The organism is Kribbella ginsengisoli (assembly GCF_039537185.1).
Classification (GTDB): Bacteria; Actinomycetota; Actinomycetes; order Propionibacteriales; family Kribbellaceae; genus Kribbella; species Kribbella koreensis.
This window is the reverse complement of sequence record NZ_BAABAA010000003.1, coordinates 412658-433448: the sequence shown is the minus strand read 5'-3', so window position 1 is coordinate 433448 and position 20791 is coordinate 412658. Positions and strand designations below refer to the sequence as shown.

The following is a 20791-nucleotide window of genomic DNA, read 5'->3' as shown; positions in this document are numbered from 1 at the left end:
CCAACCGCGAGGTGTTCAGTTCAGCACCGCCTGCTCGGCAGAGGCGCCGTTGGGCAACTGGTCCGGCGCCGGCTGATCCAGCTTGAAGTCGCTGATCACGCCGCCGAGCGCTTCGTACCCGGTGATGGACGGTCCCCAGGCGGTTCCGTCCCACCACTTGTGGTACATCCCGCCGTCCGTGCCGACGACGAAGACGTCCAGTCGATCCGGTCCCCACGACGTCACCCGCGGCTCCTCGGTGCAGATGCCGCCGAGCGACTCGAACCCGGACCACGACGTACCGTCCCACCACTGGTGGTACAGCGCGGAGTCGGTCCCGAGGACGAATACGTCGAGCCGGTTCGCGGCCCAGGAGACGACGGTCGGCGCGCTCGTGCAGATGCCGCCGAGGTTCTCCCAGTCCGCCGACCACGACGTACCGTCGTACCACTTGTGGTAGAGCGCGGAGTCGGTGCCGATGACGAACAGGTCGAGCCGGTTCGGGCCCCAGGCCACCGCGGTCGGGGGAGAGGCGCAGACGCCACCGAGTGACTCGAAGCCACCCCACGCGGTGCCGTCCCACCACTTGTGCCAGACCGCGTTGTCCGTGCCGAGCACGAAGACGTCCAGCCGATCGGGGCCCCAGGCAACTACTTCGGGCGGGCTCATGCAGATCCCGCCGAGGTACTCGTAGTCGTTCCACTGAGCGCCGTCCCACCACTTGTGGTAGAGCGCGCGGTCGGTCCCGAGCACGAAGACGTCGAGCCGGTTCTCCGCCCAGGTGGCCACTCGCGGCGGGCTCATGCAGACGCCGCCGAGCGCCTCGTAGCCCGTCTCCGACGGTCCCCAGGCGGTCCCGTCCCACCACTTGTGGTAGAGCCCGTGGTCGGTTCCGAGGACGAAGGCGTCGAGCCGGTTCGGCCCCCAGGACGCCACTTCAGGAGCACTCATGCACACACCACCCAGGTACTCGTAGCCGTTCACGGACGGTCCCCAGGCGGCCCCGTCCCACCACTTGTGGTACGTCGCCCGGTCGGTGCCGAGCACGAACGCGTCGATCCGGTTGTCGTCCCACGACACGACCGGCCCGGCGGGAGTCGGCAGTGCGCTGGTGGAGCTCGAACCCTGGCTGAGATCCGTCCGTACGGTGTCCAGGCAGGCCGCCATCCGGGCGACCTGGTCGTTGGTGAACATCACCATGCCGCGGTCGTCGGTGTAGTCCATGTAGTTCACGAACAGGTCGCCGTTCGGCCCGTTGCTGCAGGACAGCTTCGGGAACGTCGGTACGCCGAAGTTCGGGCCGCCCTGGTTGGGGGTGTCGGCCACCTCGTCGCTGCCGCTGCAGCCGGTGCCGTCGTCGCCCCAGATGTGGAACAGGTTGAGGTAGTGGCCGATCTCGTGGGTCGTCGTCCGGCCGAGATCGAACGGCGCTGCCGCCGTACCGTTCGTGCCGAACCCGCTGTGCAGGATGACCACGCCGTCGGTCTCGGCCGGGCCGCCCGGGAACTGGGCGTAGCCGAGCAGGCCGCCACCGAGCTGGCCGACCCAGATGTTCAGGTACTTGTCGGCCGGCCAGGGATCGATGCCACCGGTCGCCGACGACCTGATCGCGTCGTCGGTCGTGAAGCCGGTGCGCGTCGTCTGGGTCCGGGTGACACCCGTCGTCGGGTTGCCGTTCGGGTCCGTCGTGGCCAGCGCGAACTCGATCCGGGCGTCGGCGACCAGCCCGGTGAACGGGGCCGGCACGATGCCGATATCGGTGTTGGTCGCCCGGAAGTCCCGGTTCAGGACCTCGATCTGGCTGTCGATCTGGGCCTGCGAGATGTTCTGCGCGGCCGTGTTCCAGACGACATGCACCACCACGGGGATGTGCGCGACCCCGCTGAACCGCTGCTGCGACGCGACGTACTGCGTGGTCGCGTTCTCCAGGTAGGAACGCGCCGCGACGTACTCCGCCGACGTCGACAGCAACCGCCGGTGCACATCCATCACGCCACACTGCCGCCGGCTCGGCGTCTGAGCATCGCGCCCCATCCCAGGCGCGGCACCAGCACCGCCGACGGTCTCCATCATTCCACCGGGCATCTGATTCCCGGCGCCCCGTTCGTTCTTGTCCGCTCTCCCGTTGGCCTTTCTCGGCATCTCTCCCCCTAGTACGTGCGGGGGCAAGGAAAGAAGAACGAACAGGCTGCCCCCCAAGACGCTGCTCTTTTTCAGCGTGCTCCCGCTACCGCAGGTGCACAAGAGCATGAGCCCCGGTAGTCAATTTCACCTTTTCCCTTGCGCGCGTTGGAGAATGGCGTCAGGAGGGGTGAATGAGACGAGAGCTGTCCGTTCCGTTCGAGGTCCGCGGCCAACGCGGACTGATCAACATCCGCGTGCTGGCCAACGACGACCCTTACGCCTCGGGTCACCAACTCGTCGTACCGGGCCTGGACGCGGAGTCCTACCGCAACTTCCCGATCTGTACCGCGACCCTGCGCTACCACGGCCAGGGCATCAACGCGATCATGGGCTGGATCCAGCTCGTCACGCGGTCCGGCGTCGTCACGGTGGATGCGCCGGCCTTCACCGCCGACGCCAGTCCACTGTCCGCGTACGGTTTCCTGCCGACCTTCTTCGACGCCCCCGCGCACCCGGAGGACCCCGACGGCGTCTGGCGAGCGGACACCTTCCTGGTGATCGTGCCCGACGTGATCCATACCCGCGCCGTCGAGCCGGTCGCCGCCTTCACCTGGGGCTACCGCCTCCACGGTGGCTACGCCGACCCACTCGATCCAGCCCGCCGCTCAGCCGACTGGCAGGACCACCGCGCCACGCTCGCCGCGCGCTACCCGTACTGGATGTTCCTCTAGATCTCCAGCTCCCAGTCGGTCCGCTGAGCGACCGGCCGGAAGCCGAGATGCACGTTGACGGCGATCATCGGGGCGTTCGTGATCGCGTTCCAGGTGTGCAGCACGGCCGGACGGTCCAGTCCGGCCTGCAGCGACCGGAAGTTGGGGACCTTCACGGCCAGCCCCAGCCGTCGGCCGCGATGTTCTGGTCGGACGAACGTGTCCCACTGGTAGAGGCGCCCGGGATCGCCGGTCCCGCCACCCATCTGCGTGTACGCCGCCAGCTGACCGTCCTTGTCGACGGCGACGGTGGTGTGGCAGAAGCGCCCTTGCTTGAGCCTGCGCGCCTCGGCCTCCCGCAGCCGCTCCGGCGTCCACCGGGCCGGCTCCTGATCGAGCTCTCCGGTCGGGACGTCGACAGACATCGCGCTCAGCGCTTCGGCGAACTGCTCGACCCACTCGTCCGGCGTGTGCTCACGCCACTGCACGATCTCGTACCCGTCGACCGGCTGGTCGAGGTCGGCCAGCCGCTCCTCCGAGAGCGGCAACTCGAGCACCTGGTGCAACTCAACGAGCTTGCGGACGAACCCGTGCTTGGCGGCGAACGCAGTACCGGCGCTCTCGCCGGTCTCCGCATCGCCCAGGATCATGCCGGAGAGCAGTCGGCGGCCGTCCTGCGTGGCCCGCTCGATCACGGCCTCCAGCAGGCGGCTTCCGACACCTGTACGCCGGTACGCCGCGGCGACCGCGATCTCCACCTCGACGAGATGCGTGTTCTCCTGCAGCCACCAGTCGAGCCAGGCGATCCCCAGCCACTGGTCGCCGTCGACCAGGGCAAGCCCGTCGGCGCGCATGTCGGAGTGCTGGTCGGCCATCAGGACCCGGGCCTCTTCCAGTCCGAGACCTGACGGGAACTCGGCTTCCCGGCGTACGGCGTCCCGGAGGTTGTAGAACCGCTCGAAAACCTCAGCGTCCTGGCCATCCACCTCAACAAGTTCCACCCAGCGACCTTAGGCGTCCCGAGCGACAGGACATAGTCGATTAAATCGACCGTCGAGCTCGACCCTCAGGCGGGACGCCGATCCCTCACAGCGACTATGTCCTGTCGCTCGGGACACGGAAGCTCAGTGGTGCGGGCGGAGGGTGCGGTTGGCGGCCGGCTCGGCGATCTGCTCGCGGAAGGGGTGGGCGGGGTAGACGCCCAGGATCCGGACCTCGACCGAGAAGAAGGCGAGCTCCTCCAGCGCGAGGGCGACGTGCGGGTCCTCGGGGTGGCCCTCGACGTCGGCGTAGAACTGGGTGGCGAAGAACGAGCCGCCGAGCTGGTAGCTCTCCAGCTTGGTCATGTTGACGCCGTTGGTCGCGAAGCCGCCCATCGCCTTGTAGAGGGCGGCGGGCACGTTGCGGACCCGGTAGACGAAGCTCGTGATCGTCGGTCCGGAGCCGACTGCCGGGACGTGCGGCTCGCGGGACAGGACCAGGAAGCGGGTCGTGTTGTGGTGCTCGTCCTCTACGTCCTCGGCCAGGATGTCCAGCCCGTAGAGTCCGGCCGCGGCGACCGGTGACAGGGCGGCGACGCCTCTGTCGTTCAGCTCGGAGACCTCGCGGGCCGCGCCGGCGGTGTCGTCGGCGACGACGGTCGACCAGCCGTGCTCGCGGATGATCTTGCGGCACTGGCCGAGCGCGTGGACGTGGCTGCGGACGGTCTTGATCGACTCCAGCGTGGCCCCCGGGACGGCCATCAGCTGGAAGTGGATCGGCAGGAAGAACTCGCCGATGATGTGCAGCCCGGAGTCCGGCAGCAGGTGGTGGATGTCGGCCACCCGGCCGGCGATCGAGTTGTCGACCGGGATCATCGCGAGTCCGGCGCGGCCGGTGTTCACCGCCTCGAGGGCGTCCTCGAAGGTCGTACAGGGCAGCTGTTCGCGGCCGGGAAACATCTCGGTGCACGCCATCGCCGAATTGGCTCCTGGCTCACCCTGGTACGCGATCGGTCCGTCCACGGTTTCCCAGCCTAGTGCCACCCTGTCTCACCCCTTGACTCAGGTGTCCGACTTGCGGACTTTCTTGGGGGCGCCGGTGGTCGCCCGGCCCTCCAGCGACTTGGCCTTGGTGGCGTACATGTCGACGTACTCCTGGCCGGACAGCTCCATGATCTTGTACATGATCTCGTCGGTGACGGCGCGCAGGATCAGCCGGTCGCCCTCCATCCCGTCGTACCGGGAGAAGTCCAGCGGCTCGCCGAACTTGACCGTCGGGGAGGCGAACGAAGCGACCACCTTGCCGGGCGGGGCGACCACGTCGGTGCCGATCACGCCGCACGGGATCACCGGGACCTTCGCCTCGAGCGCGAGCCGGGCGACTCCGGTGCGGCCCTTGTAGAGCTTGCCGTCGTGGGAGCGGGTGCCCTCGGGGTAGATGCCGAACAGGTCGCCGCGCTCCAGCACCTTCAGGCCGGCCTTGATCGCGCCCTCGGACGCCGAGCCGCCGGACCGGTCGATGGGGACCTGGCCGGTGCCCTTGAAGAAGCCGCGCTGGAACCGGCCCTTGATCCCGGCGCCGGTGAAGTAGTCGGACTTGGCGACGAAGGTGACCCGGCGGCGCAGTACCAGCGGCATGAAGATCCAGTCCGCGTAGGACAGGTGGTTGCTCGCGATGATCGCCGGACCGACGTCCGGGATGTTCTCGGCGCCCTCCACCTTCGGGCGGAAGATGCGCTTGACCGGCGGGCCGACCACGACGTTCTTCAGCACCCAGTAGATGCCCTTGCCATCGCCGTCACCGGCGTCGTCGACCGGGCGCTCAGGCTCCGGCTCGAACCGCGGCGACTGTGCCGGTTCCGTCATCGATGTCCTTTCCTCACGTTTCCCCGAGCCCTCATGATGCCGTACCGGGCCCCGGGCCGCTCCTGCCTACTGGCAAGTTCGGCGCGCGGAAGCCGCTGACAACTCCGCCGTCGCCTTCGTAGGCTTCTCACGGCGGCCTCGCCCAGGAGCCGCCACACCTGGGGAGGACCGCCTCGTGAGGACTGGTTTCAGTAAGTCGCGCCTGACCGCAGTACTGGCAGTAGCTGCGACAGCGATGGCCGGTGTGCCACTGGCCGCATCAGCCGGTACTACGTCCGCCGCGGCCGATGCCGTGCCGGCGCCGAGGGTGGTGCCCCTTCAGGTGACCGGGCCGGCGTCGTCGCGGTTCAACCTGGTGGTGATGGGGGACGGGTACACGGCAGCGGACCTGCCGAAGTTCCGGGAGCAGGTGGACAAGCACCTGAACGTGCTCTGGAGCATCGAGCCGTTCAAGACGTACCGCAACTACGTGAACGTGTACGCCGTCGAGATCGCCTCACCCGAGAGCGGCGTCGACTGCGACCCCGGCCTCGACTCACCCAAGGTCGACACCCCGCTCCAGATGGGCTTCTGGGGCGGCTGCAACCCCGGCTCGGTCCAGCGGCTGCTCACGGTCAGCGCGACCGCGGCTGCGCAGTACGCCGACCTGGTCCCCGGGACCACGCCCGCCAACCGCCAAATCCTTGCCATCGGCAACAGCAACACCTACGGCGGCGCAGGCGGCACCTATGCGACCGCCTCCGGCGGCAACGCACTCTCCGCCCTCATCACCCCGCATGAACTGGGCCACTCCCTGGGCGGCCTCCAAGACGAATACGACTACTACGCGAGAGGCGACCGAGGCGCACCCTACGAAGGCCCCGAACCGTCCTCGATCCACCACACCCTGCTCACCGAACAACAAATGCTCACCCAGCAGAAGAAATGGTTCCGCTGGCTGGGCGAACCGTCCGAGTCAGGCGGCCCCATCGCCCGCTACGAAGCCGGCATGTACGCCGGAAGCGGCATCTGGCGCCCCTCGAAACACTCCATGATGAAGGTCCTCGGCTACTACTTCGACCAGGTCTCCCGAGAACGAATGACCCAGCGAATCTCCTCCAGAGCCACCCTCATCCAGTCCAGCACTCCACCCGGCCCACTAACCCCCACCCAGTCCGTCTGGCTACAAACCCTCCACCCCGCCACCCACGAGTTGACAGTCACCTGGACCCTCGACAACACAACCCTCCCCACCAACAACCGACGCTACATAGACCTGAGCTCCCTCGCCCTGACCCCCGGCTCCCACACCCTCACCGCAAAAATCGTCGACCCCACCGATTTCGTCCGAGACCCAGCAGTAAGAGCCTCCACCGCCCTCACAGCAACCCGAACCTGGACCATCACCCCCACCAACGAGGCAGGCTTCGGCCTACCGCCGGCGGCTCAGGCCGACCCGGCCACCGCCGAGGTGCCCGCCGCCCCTCAGCCAACCTTCACCACCTCCACCTCCACCGAGCACCCGGTGAATGCGGATGAGGTGGTTTATGTGGAGACGACCCAGTCAGACACCGAGCAACCAGCGGTGGAGTGGCGGGTTGACGGCCAAGTGGTAGCCAACCCGGGCAACGACCGTGACTTCGAGCTGGCGCCGCTCAGCCTGACCGGCACCCACACCCTCACCGCCCGTGTAGGCGCCAGCGAACTGACCTGGCAGATCGACGGAGTAGAGCCGACAGTGACCCCCACCCTGTCGAAGCCCCTCCTCAAGATCACCAAACCCACCGGCCCGGAGTACATCTACAACGACGCCTTCACCATGGCCCTGAAGGCGACAGACGACACCGACGGCTACGTAGTACCGGAGTTCCGCACCGACGGCGACGGTTGGTACAACTACTACGGCTGGCCGACCGACGCCAACGCCCCGTTCAAGTTCACCGCCGAAGGCACCGAGATCGACCAACTCGTCTACGGCAAACTCGGCGCCCCGCGAGTAGTCCCCTGGGACGACGTCCCGTCCGGCTACGGCCGCCACCGGATCGAGTACCGCGCGATCGATGCCCCCGGCAACATCGCCACCCCGCAAAGCTTCGCGGTCACCCTCCTCCGCCCCACGCCGGCCTGTACGACGACCATCACCGGCACCCGCAACGGCCCCCTGACGGTCACCTCCGGCGTCATCTGCCTCACCAACGCCACCATCAACGGCCCGGTCGCCATCCGCCCCGGTGCGTCCCTCGTCGCCACCGACACCAAGATCTCCGGCCCGGTAAACGCCACCAGCGCAGCAGACCTCCACCTGCTCCGTACGACGGTCAGCGGCCCGGTCACCTCAACCGGCACCACCCGCTCCGAAGTGCTCGTAGCCACCACCGTCAGCGGCCCGACGACGGTACGCAACTCGAGCACCGCCGACCCCGTAGTACTGGCCGGCAACACCATCAATGGCCCGCTCACCTGCTCCGCCAACACAGCAGCCCCGTCGAACCTCCAAGCTCCCAACCACGTCACCGGCCCCCGCAGCGGCCAATGCAGCGGCCTCTGACAGGCCGATGAAAGACCAGGCCGGGTAGCTTGCCGTCATGAACGGACTGCGAGTGGGGTCGCTGCTGGTCGCGACGATGCTGACCGGCCTGGTCGCGGGGGTGTTCGGCATCTACGCGAACGCCTTCATGCCCGGTCTGGCCAAGACCGATGACAAGACGTTCGTCGGCGCCTTCCAAGCAGTCGACCGGGCGATCATCAACCCGGTGTTCCTCGGCATCGGCTTCTTCGGCGCGCTGTTCTTCACGCTACTGGCCGGCCTCGTCAACCTGAAGGAGAAGGCGCTCCCGTGGATCGCGGTCGCCTTTGTCCTCTACCTGATCGTCGTGATCATCACGATGAGTGTCAACGTCCCGCTGAACGACGCGATCAAGGCCGCCGGCGACCCGAACGCGATCGATGTCACCGCCGTCCGCGCCGCCTTCGACGAGTCCAGGTGGCGCGCCTTCAACCTGGTCCGCGTCGTCCTCAACACCGTCGCCTTCGCCCTGCTCGCCTGGGCGCTGTACCTGACCGGCAAGTCCAGCGCCCAGCCCTAACCGTTCTCACACCCGTACTACGTACTTCCCCTCGCCCCGCCCATCCGCCAACGCCTGCTGGGCTTCCGGAGCATTCTCGAGCCCGTCGACGACAGTCGGCTCGACCTGCAACTCACCACGGCCGAGCCGCTGCAGTACTTCGGTCAGCGCCTCAGCCACCATCCACGGCGCCTTGGCCGCGTACCCCCGGATGCTGAACCCACCGATCGCCGCATTCCCACCGAACAGCCTCCCGGCCGCGGGCAGCGAGGCCAGGGGAGTCCCACCAGCATTGCCGAACAGCACGATCCGCCCACCGGCCGCGACCAGTTCCAGGTCCGTCTCGATCCAGTCCGTCCCCTGCGGATCCAGGATGAGGTCGACACCCCGCCCACCCGTCAATTCTCTAACCCTGTCGACGATTCCGTCACCACGGACGACCACTGCGTCGTACCCAGCCTTCTCCGCCGCCGCGGCTCGCCCTGCGCCACCAACTGTCCCCAGCAACAGTCCAGCGCCGTGCAGCCGAGCAAGCGAAGCCAGTGCCTGCCCAACCCCGCCAGCGGCCGAGTGGACGAGCACACTGTCGCCCTCCCGCAACCGCCCGGTCGGCCCAAGCAGCAACGCCGCAGTAGTCAGCGTCCCCGGAGCAACAGCCGCCTGCTCGAACGACAACCCAGCGGGGAGCTCCACAACAAGCTCACCCCGTACTACGGCAACGTCAGCCAACCCACCCGTCGCAGTGAAGGCCGCCACCGGCGTACCGACCGCCGGCCCACTCACCCCCGCACCAAGCGACCGCACCGTCCCCGCAACCTCCAGCCCGGGTACGAACGGCCAGCCAGTCGCATACCCGGCGTCCCCACGTCGAGCCATCACGTCGATGAAGTTCACCCCAGCCGCCCGGACGTCGATCGCCACCTCACCAGGCCCCGGCTCCGGGTCGCAACCTCACCCACCCGGGTCGTACTCGTGTCGGCAGCAGGCTGATCGAAGAGCAGAGCGCGCATCATCGGATTCCTTTCGACGTTCGTCGTACATCGAAACCAAGCTACGCTCCCTTTCGACGATCGTCGAAAGGAAATTGGATGGCGCACGCACGCCGGCCGGCCCTGGTCCACCCCGAGGCAGCCGACCTGAACCTGTACGCCGTCCTGCACGCTCTGGCGGACCCGACCCGGCTGACCATCGTCCGCACGCTCCGGGAGGACCTCGAGCGCGCCTGCGGCACCTTCCCGGTCTCCGTCGCGCCCTCGACCCTCACCCACCACTTCCGCGTACTCCGGGAAGCCGGCGTGATCCACCAGCGTGAGGACGGCAACCGCCGCTGGACCACCCTCCGCTACGACGACCTGCAGTCGCGCTTCCCGGGCGTCGTCGACACCGTCCTCCAGGCCGAAACCGGTCCTTGAAGCCGCGGAGGTGAGTCGGTGGCGGGGAAGCTGCGAGAATGGCGTTCGTGGCACCAGTACAGGCTCCGCCGTCCCAGCAGCTTCCCGCGGTCCAGAAGTTGCGGATCCGCTTCGCCAAGCGCGGGCGGCTGCGATTCACCTCGCACCGCGACTTCCAGCGCGCTTTCGAGCGTGCGGTCCGCCGCGCCGGGCTGCCGGTGGCGTTCTCGCACGGCTTCAGCCCGCACCCCAAGATCTCGTACGCCGGTGCCGCGCCGACCGGCGCCGCCTCCGAGGCGGAGTACTTGGAGATCTCGCTCACACACGAGCGGGACCCCGAGCAGGTCCGGGCCGCCCTCGACGAGGCGCTCCCGCCTGGGCTGGACGTGATCGAGGTGGTCGTCGCCGGACCGGGCTCCCTGGCCGACCAGCTGGAGGCCAGTGAGTGGCTGATCGCGCTGCCTGGCGTGGATCCGGCCGACGCCGAGCCGGCGGTCGCCGCGTTCCTCGCCCGGGACGAAATTCTGGTCAAGCGCATGACCAAACGGGGTCTTCGCTCGTTTGACTGCCGGGAAGCCGTCCTCCGACTCACCGTCGGTAGTGACCCGGCGACGGTTGAGACGTGTGCGATACTGCAAGTGGTGTTACGGCTCGGAACCCCGGCCGTGAGACCCGACGACGTTCTCGCCGGCGTGCTAGAGGTAGCGACGCTTGAGGTGACGGGCCCGGCTCTTCTGACCAGGCTCGCCCAAGGCCCGCTCATCGCGGCAACCGGCACTGTGGACGATCCGCTCGCTCGTGACCGCGACGCCACCCAGGCGACCGCGACCGGCCAGGCGGTCGACCACCAGACGCATGTAGCGGAGGGCGACGCCGCCGCTCCAGCTGTGCCCTGACGGCATTGCAGGGAGCGGATCCAGAAGGCTTCCGCCGCACCGGATTAGCACCCGGGAGTGGCGAACCGTGACCGCCAGCTGGCAGCGCCGGACCTGTGACAGAGGCCCGCAGGGTGCGCCGGATGGCTTGAGGAGACCCGCACCGCATGCTCGACAACGAGCCCAACGACACCCAGGCAGCCGACGTGGCCGCCACCGCCCCCGCAGCCAAGCGTGCTGCCAGACAACCGGCCGCCAAGAAGGCGACCACGACGCGCAAGCGCACGGCCAAGAAGGCCGCCGCCGTGCCCGCCGAGGCCGCCGCCGTCAGCACCCAGGACGATGGCGAGAGCGCCGACCCGGCCCCCGCGCCGGTCAAGAAGACCGCCGCGAAGCGCACGGTCAAGAAGACGGCCGCCAAGCGCCCGGCGAAGAAGGCCGCCGCCCGCGGCACCACCCAGGACAGCCTCCTGGACACCGACGCGGACAGCGCCGACGCCACCGCGGGCGCTACTGCTGACGCGACCGCCGACGCGGCCTCCGTCGAGGCCGCCGCCCCGGCGCGCGCCGCGAAGAAGACCACCACCCGCAAGCGCACCACCAAGAAGGCCGCGGCCCCCCAGCCCGACCTCCTCTCCGAGGACACCCCGCTCACCGACGGCCCGGTAGCGGCCGCCGAGCTCCCCGAAGAGCAGCTGACCGAGGAGGAGCTGGCCGCCGCCGAGGCAGCAGCCGCCGAGCTCGCCGCGAAGGAAGCGGCCCTCCTGGCTGCCGCCGAGGCTCCCGCCCGCCGTTCACGCCGACGCGCGCCGCCCGCTGCGGCCGTACTGTTCCAGGCTCCGACCGAGGTGCCCGCCCAGGCTGCGGCCACCAGTGCGGTGGAAGCCACGCCGGAAGCAGCCCCGGAGGAGGCGCCGGCCACCGGTCGTCGTACCCGCCGTCGTTCGACCGCAGCTGAGCGTGCGGCCGAGGCTGCCGCGACCGCTCAGGCCGCCGAGGCCGAGGTCGCCGAAGAGCAGACCCCCGAGGTCGCCGAAGAGCAGACCACCACGACCCGCCGTCGCCGGAGCCGTCGCAGCCGCGACGCCGAAGAGGTCGCCGCCGACCGTGCCGAGCCCGTGCTCGAGCAGGCCCGTGGCACCAACGCGGACACCGACGACGACGAGACCGACGAGGGTCACGACGCCGAGGCCGACGAGAACGACGACGACCAGCCCAGCACCACCCGCCGGCGCCGTCGCCGCGGTGGCCGTCGCCGCCGCAAGGCCGGGGACGCCGACTCCGAGGACAGCGCCGACGAGGGCGACGAGTCCGACGAGGACCAGCAGGACGAGGACGCCGAGGACCACGACCAGTCGGCCGAGTCCGACGACGAGGCCGAGGGCGCCGGTACGTCGTCGCGCCGCCGCCGTCGCCGTCGCCGCCGCAAGGGCGAGGACACCGGCATCGCGGCCGACGACCCGGACGAGACCGTCGTCCGCGTCCGTGAGCCGCGCAGCAAGACCGTCAACAACGAGATCACCGCGGTCGAGGGCTCGACCCGGCTGGAGGCGAAGAAGCAGCGCCGCCGCGAGGGCCGCGCCGCCGGCCGCCGCCGCGCGCCGATCGTCACCGAGGCCGAGTTCCTGGCCCGGCGCGAGTCGGTCGAGCGGACGATGGTGATCCGGGCCCGCGACGACCTGACCCAGATCGCGGTCTCCGAGGACAACGTCCTGGTCGAGCACTACGTGACGACGGCCGAGCAGAGCTCGCTGATCGGCAACGTGTACCTCGGCCGCGTGCAGAACGTGCTGCCCAGCATGGAGGCCGCGTTCATCGACATCGGCAAGGGCCGCAACGCGGTCCTGTACGCCGGTGAGGTGGACTGGGCGACCCTGGGTGGCGCCAACGGCCCGCGCAAGATCGAGCAGGTGCTGAAGTCCGGTCAGGCCGTCCTGGTCCAGGTGACCAAGGACCCGATCGGCCACAAGGGCGCCCGCCTGACCAACCAGATCAGCCTGCCCGGCCGGTACGTCGTCTACGTACCGCGCGGCGGCAACGGCGGGATCAGCCGCAAGCTGCCCGACACCGAGCGGAACCGGCTCAAGGGCATCCTCAAGGACATCGTCCCGGACGAGGCGGGCGTGATCGTCCGTACCGCCGCCGAGGGCGCGACCGAGGAGGAGCTGACCTCGGACGTCAGCCGGCTGCAGTCGTACTGGACCGAAATCGACAAGAAGTCGAAGTCGGGCCAGGCGCCCGCGCTGCTGCACGGCGAGCCCGACCTGCTGATCCGGGTCGTCCGCGACCTGTTCACCGAGGACTTCTCCAAGCTCGTCATCTCCGGTGACGACGCCTACGACCAGGTCAAGGAGTACGTCTCGTACGTCGCTCCGCACCTGGCCGACCGGGTGGAGAAGTGGGACTACAACGCCTCCGGCGACGTGTTCTCGAACTACCGGATCGACGAGCAGATCAAGAAGGCGCTGGACCGCAAGGTCTGGCTGCCGTCGGGTGGTTCGCTGATCATCGACCGGACCGAGGCGATGACGGTCGTCGACGTCAACACCGGCAAGTTCACCGGCTCCGGGGGCAACCTCGAGGAGACGGTCACCAAGAACAACCTGGAAGCGGCCGAGGAGATCGTCCGCCAGCTCCGGCTGCGCGACATCGGCGGCATCATCGTGATCGACTTCATCGACATGGTGCTGGAGCTCAACCGCGACCTGGTACTGCGCCGGCTGGTCGAGTGCCTGGGCCGTGACCGGACCAAGCATCAGGTGGCGGAGGTGACGTCGCTCGGGTTGGTCCAGATGACCCGGAAGCGGATCGGCACCGGCCTGCTGGAGGCGTTCAGCGAGAACTGCGACCACTGCGGTGGCCGCGGGCTGGTCCTGCACGACGAGCCGAAGGAGTCGCGTCGCCGCGACAACGACGGCCGTAGCCGCGGGGGGCAGCAACAGCAGCACTCGCACGAGCAGAAGCCCGAGGGTGAAGCCGCCAAGAAGACCACGACCCGCAGCCGCAACCGCGGCAAGGGCCGTCGCGACGACGAGCAGGCCGAGCAGGCGGAGCACCACACGAATGGTGACGCTGCCCAGCGCCTGGCTCAGATCGCGGCCGCCTCGGCCGCCGCCAACGGCGAGCAGGCTGCTCCCCACCACGAGACTCCCGCCCAGGACGACCACTCACAGGTCGAGCAGAGCCACGAGGAGCCGTCGCAGGCCGACGACGCCGCCGTGGCCCAGCAGAACGGTTCCGGGCGGAACGGCAGTACCAGGCGCCGGCGCAGCAGCCGGAGCCGGAGCAAGGCCGCGGACAGCGGTGACAGTGATGCAGGTAACAACGGATCCGACACCGGAGTGAGCACTCCGGAGCTGGCGTCCACCCCAGTTTGACCCGCTCGTGGCGCGCGCCGTATTCTTGTCATTCGGCGCGCGTCATGCGTGCCTCCTTTGTGTGGGCCGCGGTAGGCAGTACACATGCAGGCCCCGCAGTTCTAAGACTTCCGAACAATAGAGAGTGAGATCCACGGTGTACGCGATCGTGCGCAGTGGCGGCACCCAGCAGAAGGTCGCCGTCGGCGATGTCATCGAGATCGACAGCCTGACGGACCAGGTCGGCGACACGGTTTCGCTGACCGCAGTCCTCGTCGTCGATGGCGACACCGTGACGACCGATGCCGCCGCTTTGTCCAAGGTGGCCGTCTCGGCTGAGGTTCTGGGCCGTACCAAGGGCCCGAAGATCCACATCCTCAAGTACAAGAACAAGACCGGTTACCGCAAGCGCCAGGGGCACCGTCAGCACTACACCCAGGTCAAGGTCACCGCGATCGACGCCAAGAAGAAGTGAGCTGAATAAAACATGGCACACAAAAAGGGAGCAGCGTCGACCCGTAACGGTCGCGACTCCAACGCGCAGCGGCTCGGCGTGAAGCGCTTCGGCGGCCAGCTGGTCAACGCCGGCGAGATCATCGTTCGCCAGCGGGGCACCCACTTCCACCCGGGCACCCTGGTCGGCCGTGGCGGCGACGACACCCTGTTCGCGCTGGCCGAGGGCAAGGTCGAGTTCGGTGTCCGTCGCGGACGCCGCGTCGTCAACATCGTCCCGGCCCCGGCGGAGTAACACCGCCACCCGGTTCGAAGTAACACAGCCTTTTCGAAGGGCGGGTCCGCGGAATAGCGCGGCCCGCCCTTCGGCTATGTATCGAGAAGACGTCTTTTCCCAGCAGGAAGTTGAGTACTCCGATGGCGATCCCCAGCTTTGTCGACCGGGTCACGGTGCACGTCACCGGTGGCAACGGCGGAAACGGCTGCGCCTCGGTGCACAGCGAGAAGTTCAAGCCCCTCGGCGGACCCGACGGCGGTAACGGCGGCGACGGCGGCAGCATCATCCTGCGCGTCGACCTCGACCAGACCACGCTCGTCGACTACCACCGCTCCTCGCACCGCTCGGCCACGAACGGCCAGCAGGGCAAGGGCGATCACCAGGCCGGCAGCAAGGGCGGCGACATCATCCTGCCCGTCCCGGACGGCACGGTCGTCAGCACTCCGGAAGGCGAGGTGCTGGCCGACCTGGTCGGCGCCGGCTCGGAGTACGTCGCGGCCGCCGGCGGCAAGGGCGGTCTGGGCAACGCGGCCCTGGCCAGCTCCAGCCGCAAGGCGCCCGGCTTCGCCCTGCTCGGCGAGGACGGCGAAGAGCGCACCATCGTGCTCGAGCTCAAGGTCGTCGCCGACATCGGTCTGGTCGGCTTCCCGAGCGCCGGCAAGTCCTCGCTGATCGCCTCGATCAGCCGGGCCCGCCCGAAGATCGCGGACTACCCGTTCACCACGCTGATCCCCAACCTGGGCGTCGTCGTCGCCGGTGAGCACATCTTCACCGTGGCCGACGTGCCGGGCCTGATCGAGGGTGCGAGCGAGGGCCGCGGTCTCGGCCATGACTTCCTCCGCCACGTCGAGCGCTGTGCGGCGCTGGTGCACGTGATCGACTGCGCGACGTACGAGCCGGGCCGCGACCCGCTGAGCGACCTCGACACGATCGAGGCCGAGCTGAAGGCCCATGGCGGGCTGGAGGACCGGCCGCGGCTGATCGCGCTGAACAAGATCGACGTGCCGGACGCCAAGGAGATCGCCGAGATGGTGACGGCCGAGCTCGAGCAGCGCGGCTACAAGGTGTTCCCGATCTCGACCGCCAGCCACGAAGGCCTGGACGCGCTGAAGTTCGCGATGGCCGAGATCGTCGAGAAGCGGCGCGCCGAGGAGGAGAAGCCGGACACCACCCGGATCATCCTGCGGCCGCGCGCGACCGGTGGACCGGAGTTCAAGGTCAAGAAGACCCCGGACGGCGGCTGGCTGATCCAGGGCGAGAAGCCCGAGCGCTGGATCCGGCAGACCGACTTCACCAACGCCGAGGCGACCGGGTACCTGGCCGACCGGCTGAACCGGCTCGGGGTCGAGCGGCAACTGCTCGAGCTGGGCGCGGTGGCCGGCGACGAGGTGACGATCGGCGATGCTCCCAACTCGGTCGTCTTCGACTTCGCTCCCGAAGTACAGGCTGGCGCCGAGCTGCTGTCCCGCCGTGGCGAGGACCAGCGACTGGACGAGGACCGTCCGGCCGCGCAGCGCCGCAAGGACAAGGACTACCAGTACCACGCCCTGCGGGAGGGCGAGATCGAGCGCCCGAAGGACCTGTCGGAGTACGGTCAGGGCTGGGTCGAGGACGAGGTCGACCTGACCCCGGCGGAGGCGAAGGCGGCTCAGAAGGCCGCCGAGAAGCTCGCGCGCAAACAAGCCCGCGAGCTGGCCGCTGCCCAGGAGCTGGAGGCCGAGCGGCTCTACGCGCTGGGTGAGACCATCGACATAGATGCCGAGAGCAACAACTAGCCGTCGACGACGCCGGCTCTTCGATTGCTCGTACTGAGTCAGGAAAACTCATGACGCAACGGGTTGAAGTCGTCAAGGCCGGGCGGATCGTCGTGAAGGTCGGTTCGTCGTCGCTGACCCAGCGCGGCCGGATCGACCTGGAACGGCTGCGGCTGCTGGTCGACGCGATCGCCGCGCGCCGGGTCGAAGGTACCGAGGTCGTGCTGGTCTCCTCCGGCGCGATCGCGGCCGGCCTGGCGCCGATGGGGTTGCGCTCGCGTCCGCGCGATCTCGCCACCCAGCAGGCGGCCGCGTCGGTCGGCCAAGGGCTGCTGATGGCGCGGTACTCCGATGCCTTCGCCGCGCACGGACTCCGCGTCGGCCAGGTGCTGCTGACCGTCGACGACGTCACCCGGCGAAGCCACTACCGCAATGCCTATCGGACTTTCGCGCGGTTGCTGGAGCTCGGCGTCGTCCCGATCGTCAACGAGAACGACACCGTCGCGACCACCGAGATCCGCTTCGGCGACAACGACCGGCTGGCCGCGCTGACCAGCCACCTCGTCCACACCGACCTGCTCGTCCTGCTCTCCGACGTCGACGGCCTGTACGACGGCGACCCGCGCAAACCCGGTACGACGATGCTCACCGACGTCCGCGGTCCCGCTGACCTGCTGCCACTCCAGATCGGCCGGACGGGCAGCTCCGGCGTCGGCACCGGTGGCATGCAAACGAAGGTCGAAGCGGCCGCAATCGCCACCGAGGCAGGGATCCCGGTCGTCCTCACCTCAGCCGCCCGAGTCGGCGAAGCCCTCCGCGGCGACCGGGTGGGCACCCTCTTCCACCCCACCGGCCGCCGCCGCAAAACCCGCCTCCTCTGGCTGGCCCACGCCACCTCAGGCCTAGGTCGCCTAGTACTCGACGAAGGCGCCATCCGAGCCGTCACCGAACGCCGCAGCTCCCTCCTCCCAGCCGGCATCACCGCTGTGGAAGGCACCTTCTCCGCAGGCGATCCGGTTGACCTGGTTTCAGCCACCGGGGTGGTTGTCGCCCGCGGGCTGGTGAACTACGACGCCGTCGAGCTACCTGGGCTGCTTGGCCGCTCGACCCGAGACCTGGCCCGAGACCTCGGCCCCACCTACGAACGCGAGGTAGTCCACCGCGACGACCTCGTCCTGCTGTGATCGTCCCGAGCGACAGGACATAGTCGGCTACTCGGTCAGCCGCCACGCTCAGAGAGGCGGCGGCTGCGCGTCGTACCTGCACTATGTCCTGTCGCTCGGGACACATCTCCCCTGCTCGCCGCAGCGGTGCCCGTGGCGCATGGTGTTGCCCGGCTGAGACGGTTGGGCAGGGGGGTGGGGGGTCGTCCTACGATGTAGGGGTGAGCGAGATCATCGAGTTGTGCCGGAACGCGCGTGAGGCTTCCTACGCGTTGGCTGCGGCGTCGCGGGCGACCAAGGATGCCGCGCTGAAGGCGATGGCGGCGGCATTGCGGGCGGGTACTGACGAGATCGTGGCGGCCAACGCCAAGGACGTGGCGGCCGCCCGGGAGTCCGGTACGCCGGAATCGACCGTCGACCGTCTTGCGCTGGACCCGCAGCGGGTCGACGCGATGGCTGCGGGACTCGAGCAGCTGGCCGGACTGGTCGACCCGGTCGGCGAGGTCGTCCGCGGGTACACGCTGCCCAACGGACTCGAGCTGCGTCAGGTGCGGGTGCCGTTCGGTGTCGTCGGGATCATCTACGAGGCCCGGCCCAACGTCACGGCCGATGCCGCCGGGATCTGCCTCAAGTCCGGCAACGCGGTGCTGCTGCGCGGCTCGTCGTCGGCAGCCGCGTCGAACGAAGCGATCATCGCCGTACTCCGCTCCGCCGTCGTCGAAGCGGGGTTGCCGGCTGACGTGATCCAAGGCGTGCCCGGCGACCGCGCGGCCGTGAAGGAGCTCATGCAGGCGCGCGGGCTGGTCGACGTACTGATTCCGCGTGGGGGAGCCGGCCTGATCCAGACCGTCGTCACCGAGTCGACCGTGCCGGTGATCGAGACGGGCGTCGGCAATTGCCACGTGTATGTCGATGCCGAGGCGGATCTCGACCTCGCATTGACGATCCTGCTCAACTCCAAGACGCAGCGCCCGAGCGTGTGCAACGCGGCCGAGTCGCTGCTGGTGCACGCGGATGTCGCGGACGAGTTCCTGGCCAAGGCGTTGCCGGCGTTGGCCGAGGCCGGCGTGACCGTCCACGGTGACCCGGCGGTTGTTGCTGCTGGCAAGGATGTTGTCGCGGCGACGGATGAGGACTACGGCACGGAGTACAGCTCGCTGGATCTTTCGGCGGCTGTGGTGGCTGACCTGGAGGCGGCGGTTCAGCACATCCGGAAGTACAGCTCGGCACATACCGACGCGATCGTCACCAGGTCACAGGCTGCGGCGCGGCGGTTCGTGCAGGCCGTCGACTCGGCCGCCGTGGTGGTCAACGCGAGCACCCGATTCACCGACGGTGGGGAGTACGGGTTCGGTGCCGAGATCGGGATCTCGACGCAGAAGCTGCACGCGCGGGGACCGATGGGACTGCCGGAGATGACGTCCACGAAGTACGTGGTGATCGGCGAGGGCCAGATCAGGACCTGAGCAGCGGGGCAGCGTCGAACGAACGGACCTCGAGGTCTTCATCCGACAGCATTGCCAGCGCTGCCGCGTACTCGACGCCGGCCGGCAGATCCACCAGTCGCACCGGCCCGTCGTACCCGGCCCACTCCCGCAGCGCGGCCGGCTGATCCGGCGCGCTGACGACCACCTTGCGCAGATCCGCGGCGATCCCGTCCCCGGTCGCCTTCACCACGGCTTCCTTGCGAGTCCAGTACTGCGTGAAGGCCCGCGCGCGAGCATCGGCCGGAAACGCGGCAAGCTCGTCAGCCTCCAGATCGGAAAGGCTCACCGTAGCGAGCGACGCCGTGTCGATCGACGGGTTGATCAACTCGACATCCACGCCCACCGCCGCCACCGGATGGAACGCGACGACGATCCGGTCACCCGAGTGCGACACCGAGATTTGCATGCCGTCGGCAACAACCTTCCCGTGCTGGCGACCGCAGTCCGGGCAGGTCCGGTCGATCACGACATCGGCGGGGGAGCGGCCCAGCTTGCCCGCCAGCACCCGCCGCACGATCGTGGCGCCGACCACGAACCGGCTCTTGTCCTCGTCGCGCGCGTAGGCGGCCATCCGGTCCCGCTCGGCCGCGTTCAGCTCCGCCACCAGGCCAGGCCGCGCGTCCGCAGTACGGCCCCACCAGATCTCCACCGTCACGCCATCGCCTGATCGATCGTGGTCTGGCTCGGCCGGAGCGCGGCCTCCCAGCTCAGGGCGCCGCTGCGCAGGTCATCGAGCAGCCCATCGATCCAGTGCAGTTCGGCGACGGTGATCGCCTTCTGGTACTCCGTCTCGACGAGCACTACGCGCGGTACCGGAGCGCCTTCGTACTCCGAAGCGAGGTCGGCGTCGAGCGAGTCGATCCGCCGGGTGAGCTGCTCACGCCGCTCCTCGAACAGCCCGGCCGCCGCCTCCGGAGTCAGCAACATGATGAACGACAGCGCGGCCGGGAACTCGGGGAACTCGTTGCGTGGGGTGGACACGATCTCCGCGAGCCACGCCCGCGATGCAGCCCGGCCGCGGTCGGTCAGCTGATAGGTGGTGCGCTCGGGGTAGCGCTCGTCGCGCTCGGTGTCGCCGACGGCGATCAGCCCGGCCTCCTCGAGGCGGACGATCATCCGGTACAGGCTGGTGCGCTGGCCGACGTTGACCACCTGGTCCTTGCCCCACTGCTTGATCAGCCGCTGGATGCCGTACGGATGCAGCGGCCCGTTCTCCAGCAGGCCGAGGATCGCGAGCGCCAGCGGCGAACGGCGGAAGATCGGCTCCATGGGCAGCAGTCTAGAGGTCAGAGAAACTAGTTGCAATGCAACTAGGGTAGATGTAACTATTGG

The 20791-nt window shown here is 68.8% G+C and carries 18 protein-coding genes; 11 read left to right on the top strand and 7 right to left on the bottom strand.

All coding sequences use genetic code 11. The features are described 5' to 3' along the window. Window positions 1–15 precede the first annotated feature (15 nt). The gene (locus ABD768_RS15720; RefSeq protein ID WP_344841244.1) at window positions 16–2121 is read right to left on the bottom strand and encodes a DUF8189 domain-containing protein; all 2106 of its coding nucleotides are present in this window, start codon (window positions 2119–2121) and stop codon (window positions 16–18) included. Between the two features lie 173 nt (window positions 2122–2294). Here ABD768_RS15720 and ABD768_RS15715 point away from each other — a divergent pair, with 173 nt between their 5' ends. Continuing rightward, entirely contained in the window at window positions 2295–2834 is a 540-nt protein-coding gene (locus tag ABD768_RS15715) for a hypothetical protein (protein WP_343971498.1), read from the top strand. Here ABD768_RS15715 and ABD768_RS15710 read toward each other — a convergent pair. The 3 genes from ABD768_RS15710 to ABD768_RS15700 form a co-directional block, all read right to left on the bottom strand. Continuing rightward, the gene (locus ABD768_RS15710; protein ID WP_344841242.1) at window positions 2831–3814 is read right to left on the bottom strand and encodes a GNAT family N-acetyltransferase; all 984 of its coding nucleotides are present in this window, start codon (window positions 3812–3814) and stop codon (window positions 2831–2833) included. The genes ABD768_RS15715 and ABD768_RS15710 overlap by 4 nt on opposite strands. A gap of 123 nt (window positions 3815–3937) precedes the next feature. Further along, window positions 3938–4816 carry a prephenate dehydratase gene (locus ABD768_RS15705; protein ID WP_343971502.1) on the bottom strand — a complete coding sequence of 293 codons (879 nt, stop codon included), beginning with the start codon at window positions 4814–4816 and terminating at the stop codon, window positions 3938–3940. 39 nt (window positions 4817–4855) lie between these two features. Next, a complete protein-coding gene (locus ABD768_RS15700) occupies window positions 4856–5659 on the bottom strand; it encodes a lysophospholipid acyltransferase family protein (protein WP_343971504.1) in 804 nt (267 codons plus the stop codon). Window positions 5660–5834: 175 nt separating this feature from the next. Here ABD768_RS15700 and ABD768_RS15695 point away from each other — a divergent pair, with 175 nt between their 5' ends. Both ABD768_RS15695 and ABD768_RS15690 read left to right on the top strand, forming a co-directional pair. After that, the gene (locus tag ABD768_RS15695) at window positions 5835–8186 is read left to right on the top strand and encodes a M64 family metallopeptidase (RefSeq protein ID WP_344841238.1); all 2352 of its coding nucleotides are present in this window, start codon (window positions 5835–5837) and stop codon (window positions 8184–8186) included. A 37-nt stretch (window positions 8187–8223) separates the two neighbouring features. Further along, window positions 8224–8724 carry an anthrone oxygenase family protein gene (locus ABD768_RS15690; RefSeq protein WP_344841236.1) on the top strand — a complete coding sequence of 167 codons (501 nt, stop codon included), beginning with the start codon at window positions 8224–8226 and terminating at the stop codon, window positions 8722–8724. A 6-nt stretch (window positions 8725–8730) separates the two neighbouring features. On the opposite strand, the gene ABD768_RS15685 is transcribed toward ABD768_RS15690, so the two are convergent. Next, window positions 8731–9624, bottom strand: coding sequence for a quinone oxidoreductase family protein (locus ABD768_RS15685; RefSeq protein WP_344841234.1), 894 nt, complete (start codon window positions 9622–9624; stop codon window positions 8731–8733). Window positions 9625–9791: 167 nt separating this feature from the next. Here ABD768_RS15685 and ABD768_RS15680 point away from each other — a divergent pair, with 167 nt between their 5' ends. From ABD768_RS15680 to ABD768_RS15645, 8 genes are all read left to right on the top strand, one after another. Next, window positions 9792–10115, top strand: coding sequence for an ArsR/SmtB family transcription factor (locus ABD768_RS15680; protein ID WP_343971516.1), 324 nt, complete (start codon window positions 9792–9794; stop codon window positions 10113–10115). A 47-nt stretch (window positions 10116–10162) separates the two neighbouring features. Further along, window positions 10163–10990 carry a TIGR03936 family radical SAM-associated protein gene (locus ABD768_RS15675; RefSeq protein WP_344841416.1) on the top strand — a complete coding sequence of 276 codons (828 nt, stop codon included), beginning with the start codon at window positions 10163–10165 and terminating at the stop codon, window positions 10988–10990. Between the two features lie 146 nt (window positions 10991–11136). Further along, window positions 11137–14346: an Rne/Rng family ribonuclease gene (locus tag ABD768_RS15670; protein ID WP_344841233.1), complete on the top strand. Its 3210-nt coding sequence runs from the start codon at window positions 11137–11139 to the stop codon at window positions 14344–14346. Between the two features lie 136 nt (window positions 14347–14482). Further along, on the top strand, window positions 14483–14800 hold the full coding sequence (gene rplU, locus ABD768_RS15665; protein WP_328335202.1) for a 50S ribosomal protein L21: 318 nt from the start codon (window positions 14483–14485) through the stop codon (window positions 14798–14800). 12 nt (window positions 14801–14812) lie between these two features. Then, window positions 14813–15073 carry a 50S ribosomal protein L27 gene (gene rpmA / locus ABD768_RS15660; RefSeq protein WP_020388387.1) on the top strand — a complete coding sequence of 87 codons (261 nt, stop codon included), beginning with the start codon at window positions 14813–14815 and terminating at the stop codon, window positions 15071–15073. A gap of 122 nt (window positions 15074–15195) precedes the next feature. Further along, window positions 15196–16830, top strand: coding sequence for a GTPase ObgE (gene obgE, locus ABD768_RS15655; protein WP_425552098.1), 1635 nt, complete (start codon window positions 15196–15198; stop codon window positions 16828–16830). Window positions 16831–16880: 50 nt separating this feature from the next. Further along, window positions 16881–17993 (top strand): glutamate 5-kinase, encoded by a 1113-nt coding sequence (gene proB, locus ABD768_RS15650; protein ID WP_344841232.1) that lies wholly within the window; start codon window positions 16881–16883, stop codon window positions 17991–17993. A gap of 200 nt (window positions 17994–18193) precedes the next feature. After that, window positions 18194–19438: a glutamate-5-semialdehyde dehydrogenase gene (locus ABD768_RS15645; protein WP_344841231.1), complete on the top strand. Its 1245-nt coding sequence runs from the start codon at window positions 18194–18196 to the stop codon at window positions 19436–19438. Here the strand turns inward: ABD768_RS15645 and ABD768_RS15640 are convergent. Both ABD768_RS15640 and ABD768_RS15635 read right to left on the bottom strand, forming a co-directional pair. Then, window positions 19428–20114: a 4'-phosphopantetheinyl transferase family protein gene (locus ABD768_RS15640; protein ID WP_343971529.1), complete on the bottom strand. Its 687-nt coding sequence runs from the start codon at window positions 20112–20114 to the stop codon at window positions 19428–19430. The genes ABD768_RS15645 and ABD768_RS15640 overlap by 11 nt on opposite strands. Then, complete coding sequence (locus tag ABD768_RS15635) at window positions 20111–20728, bottom strand: PadR family transcriptional regulator (protein ID WP_343971532.1); 618 nt, start codon at window positions 20726–20728, stop codon at window positions 20111–20113. Before ABD768_RS15635 ends, ABD768_RS15640 begins: the two co-directional genes overlap by 4 nt. Window positions 20729–20791: the final 63 nt, after the last annotated feature.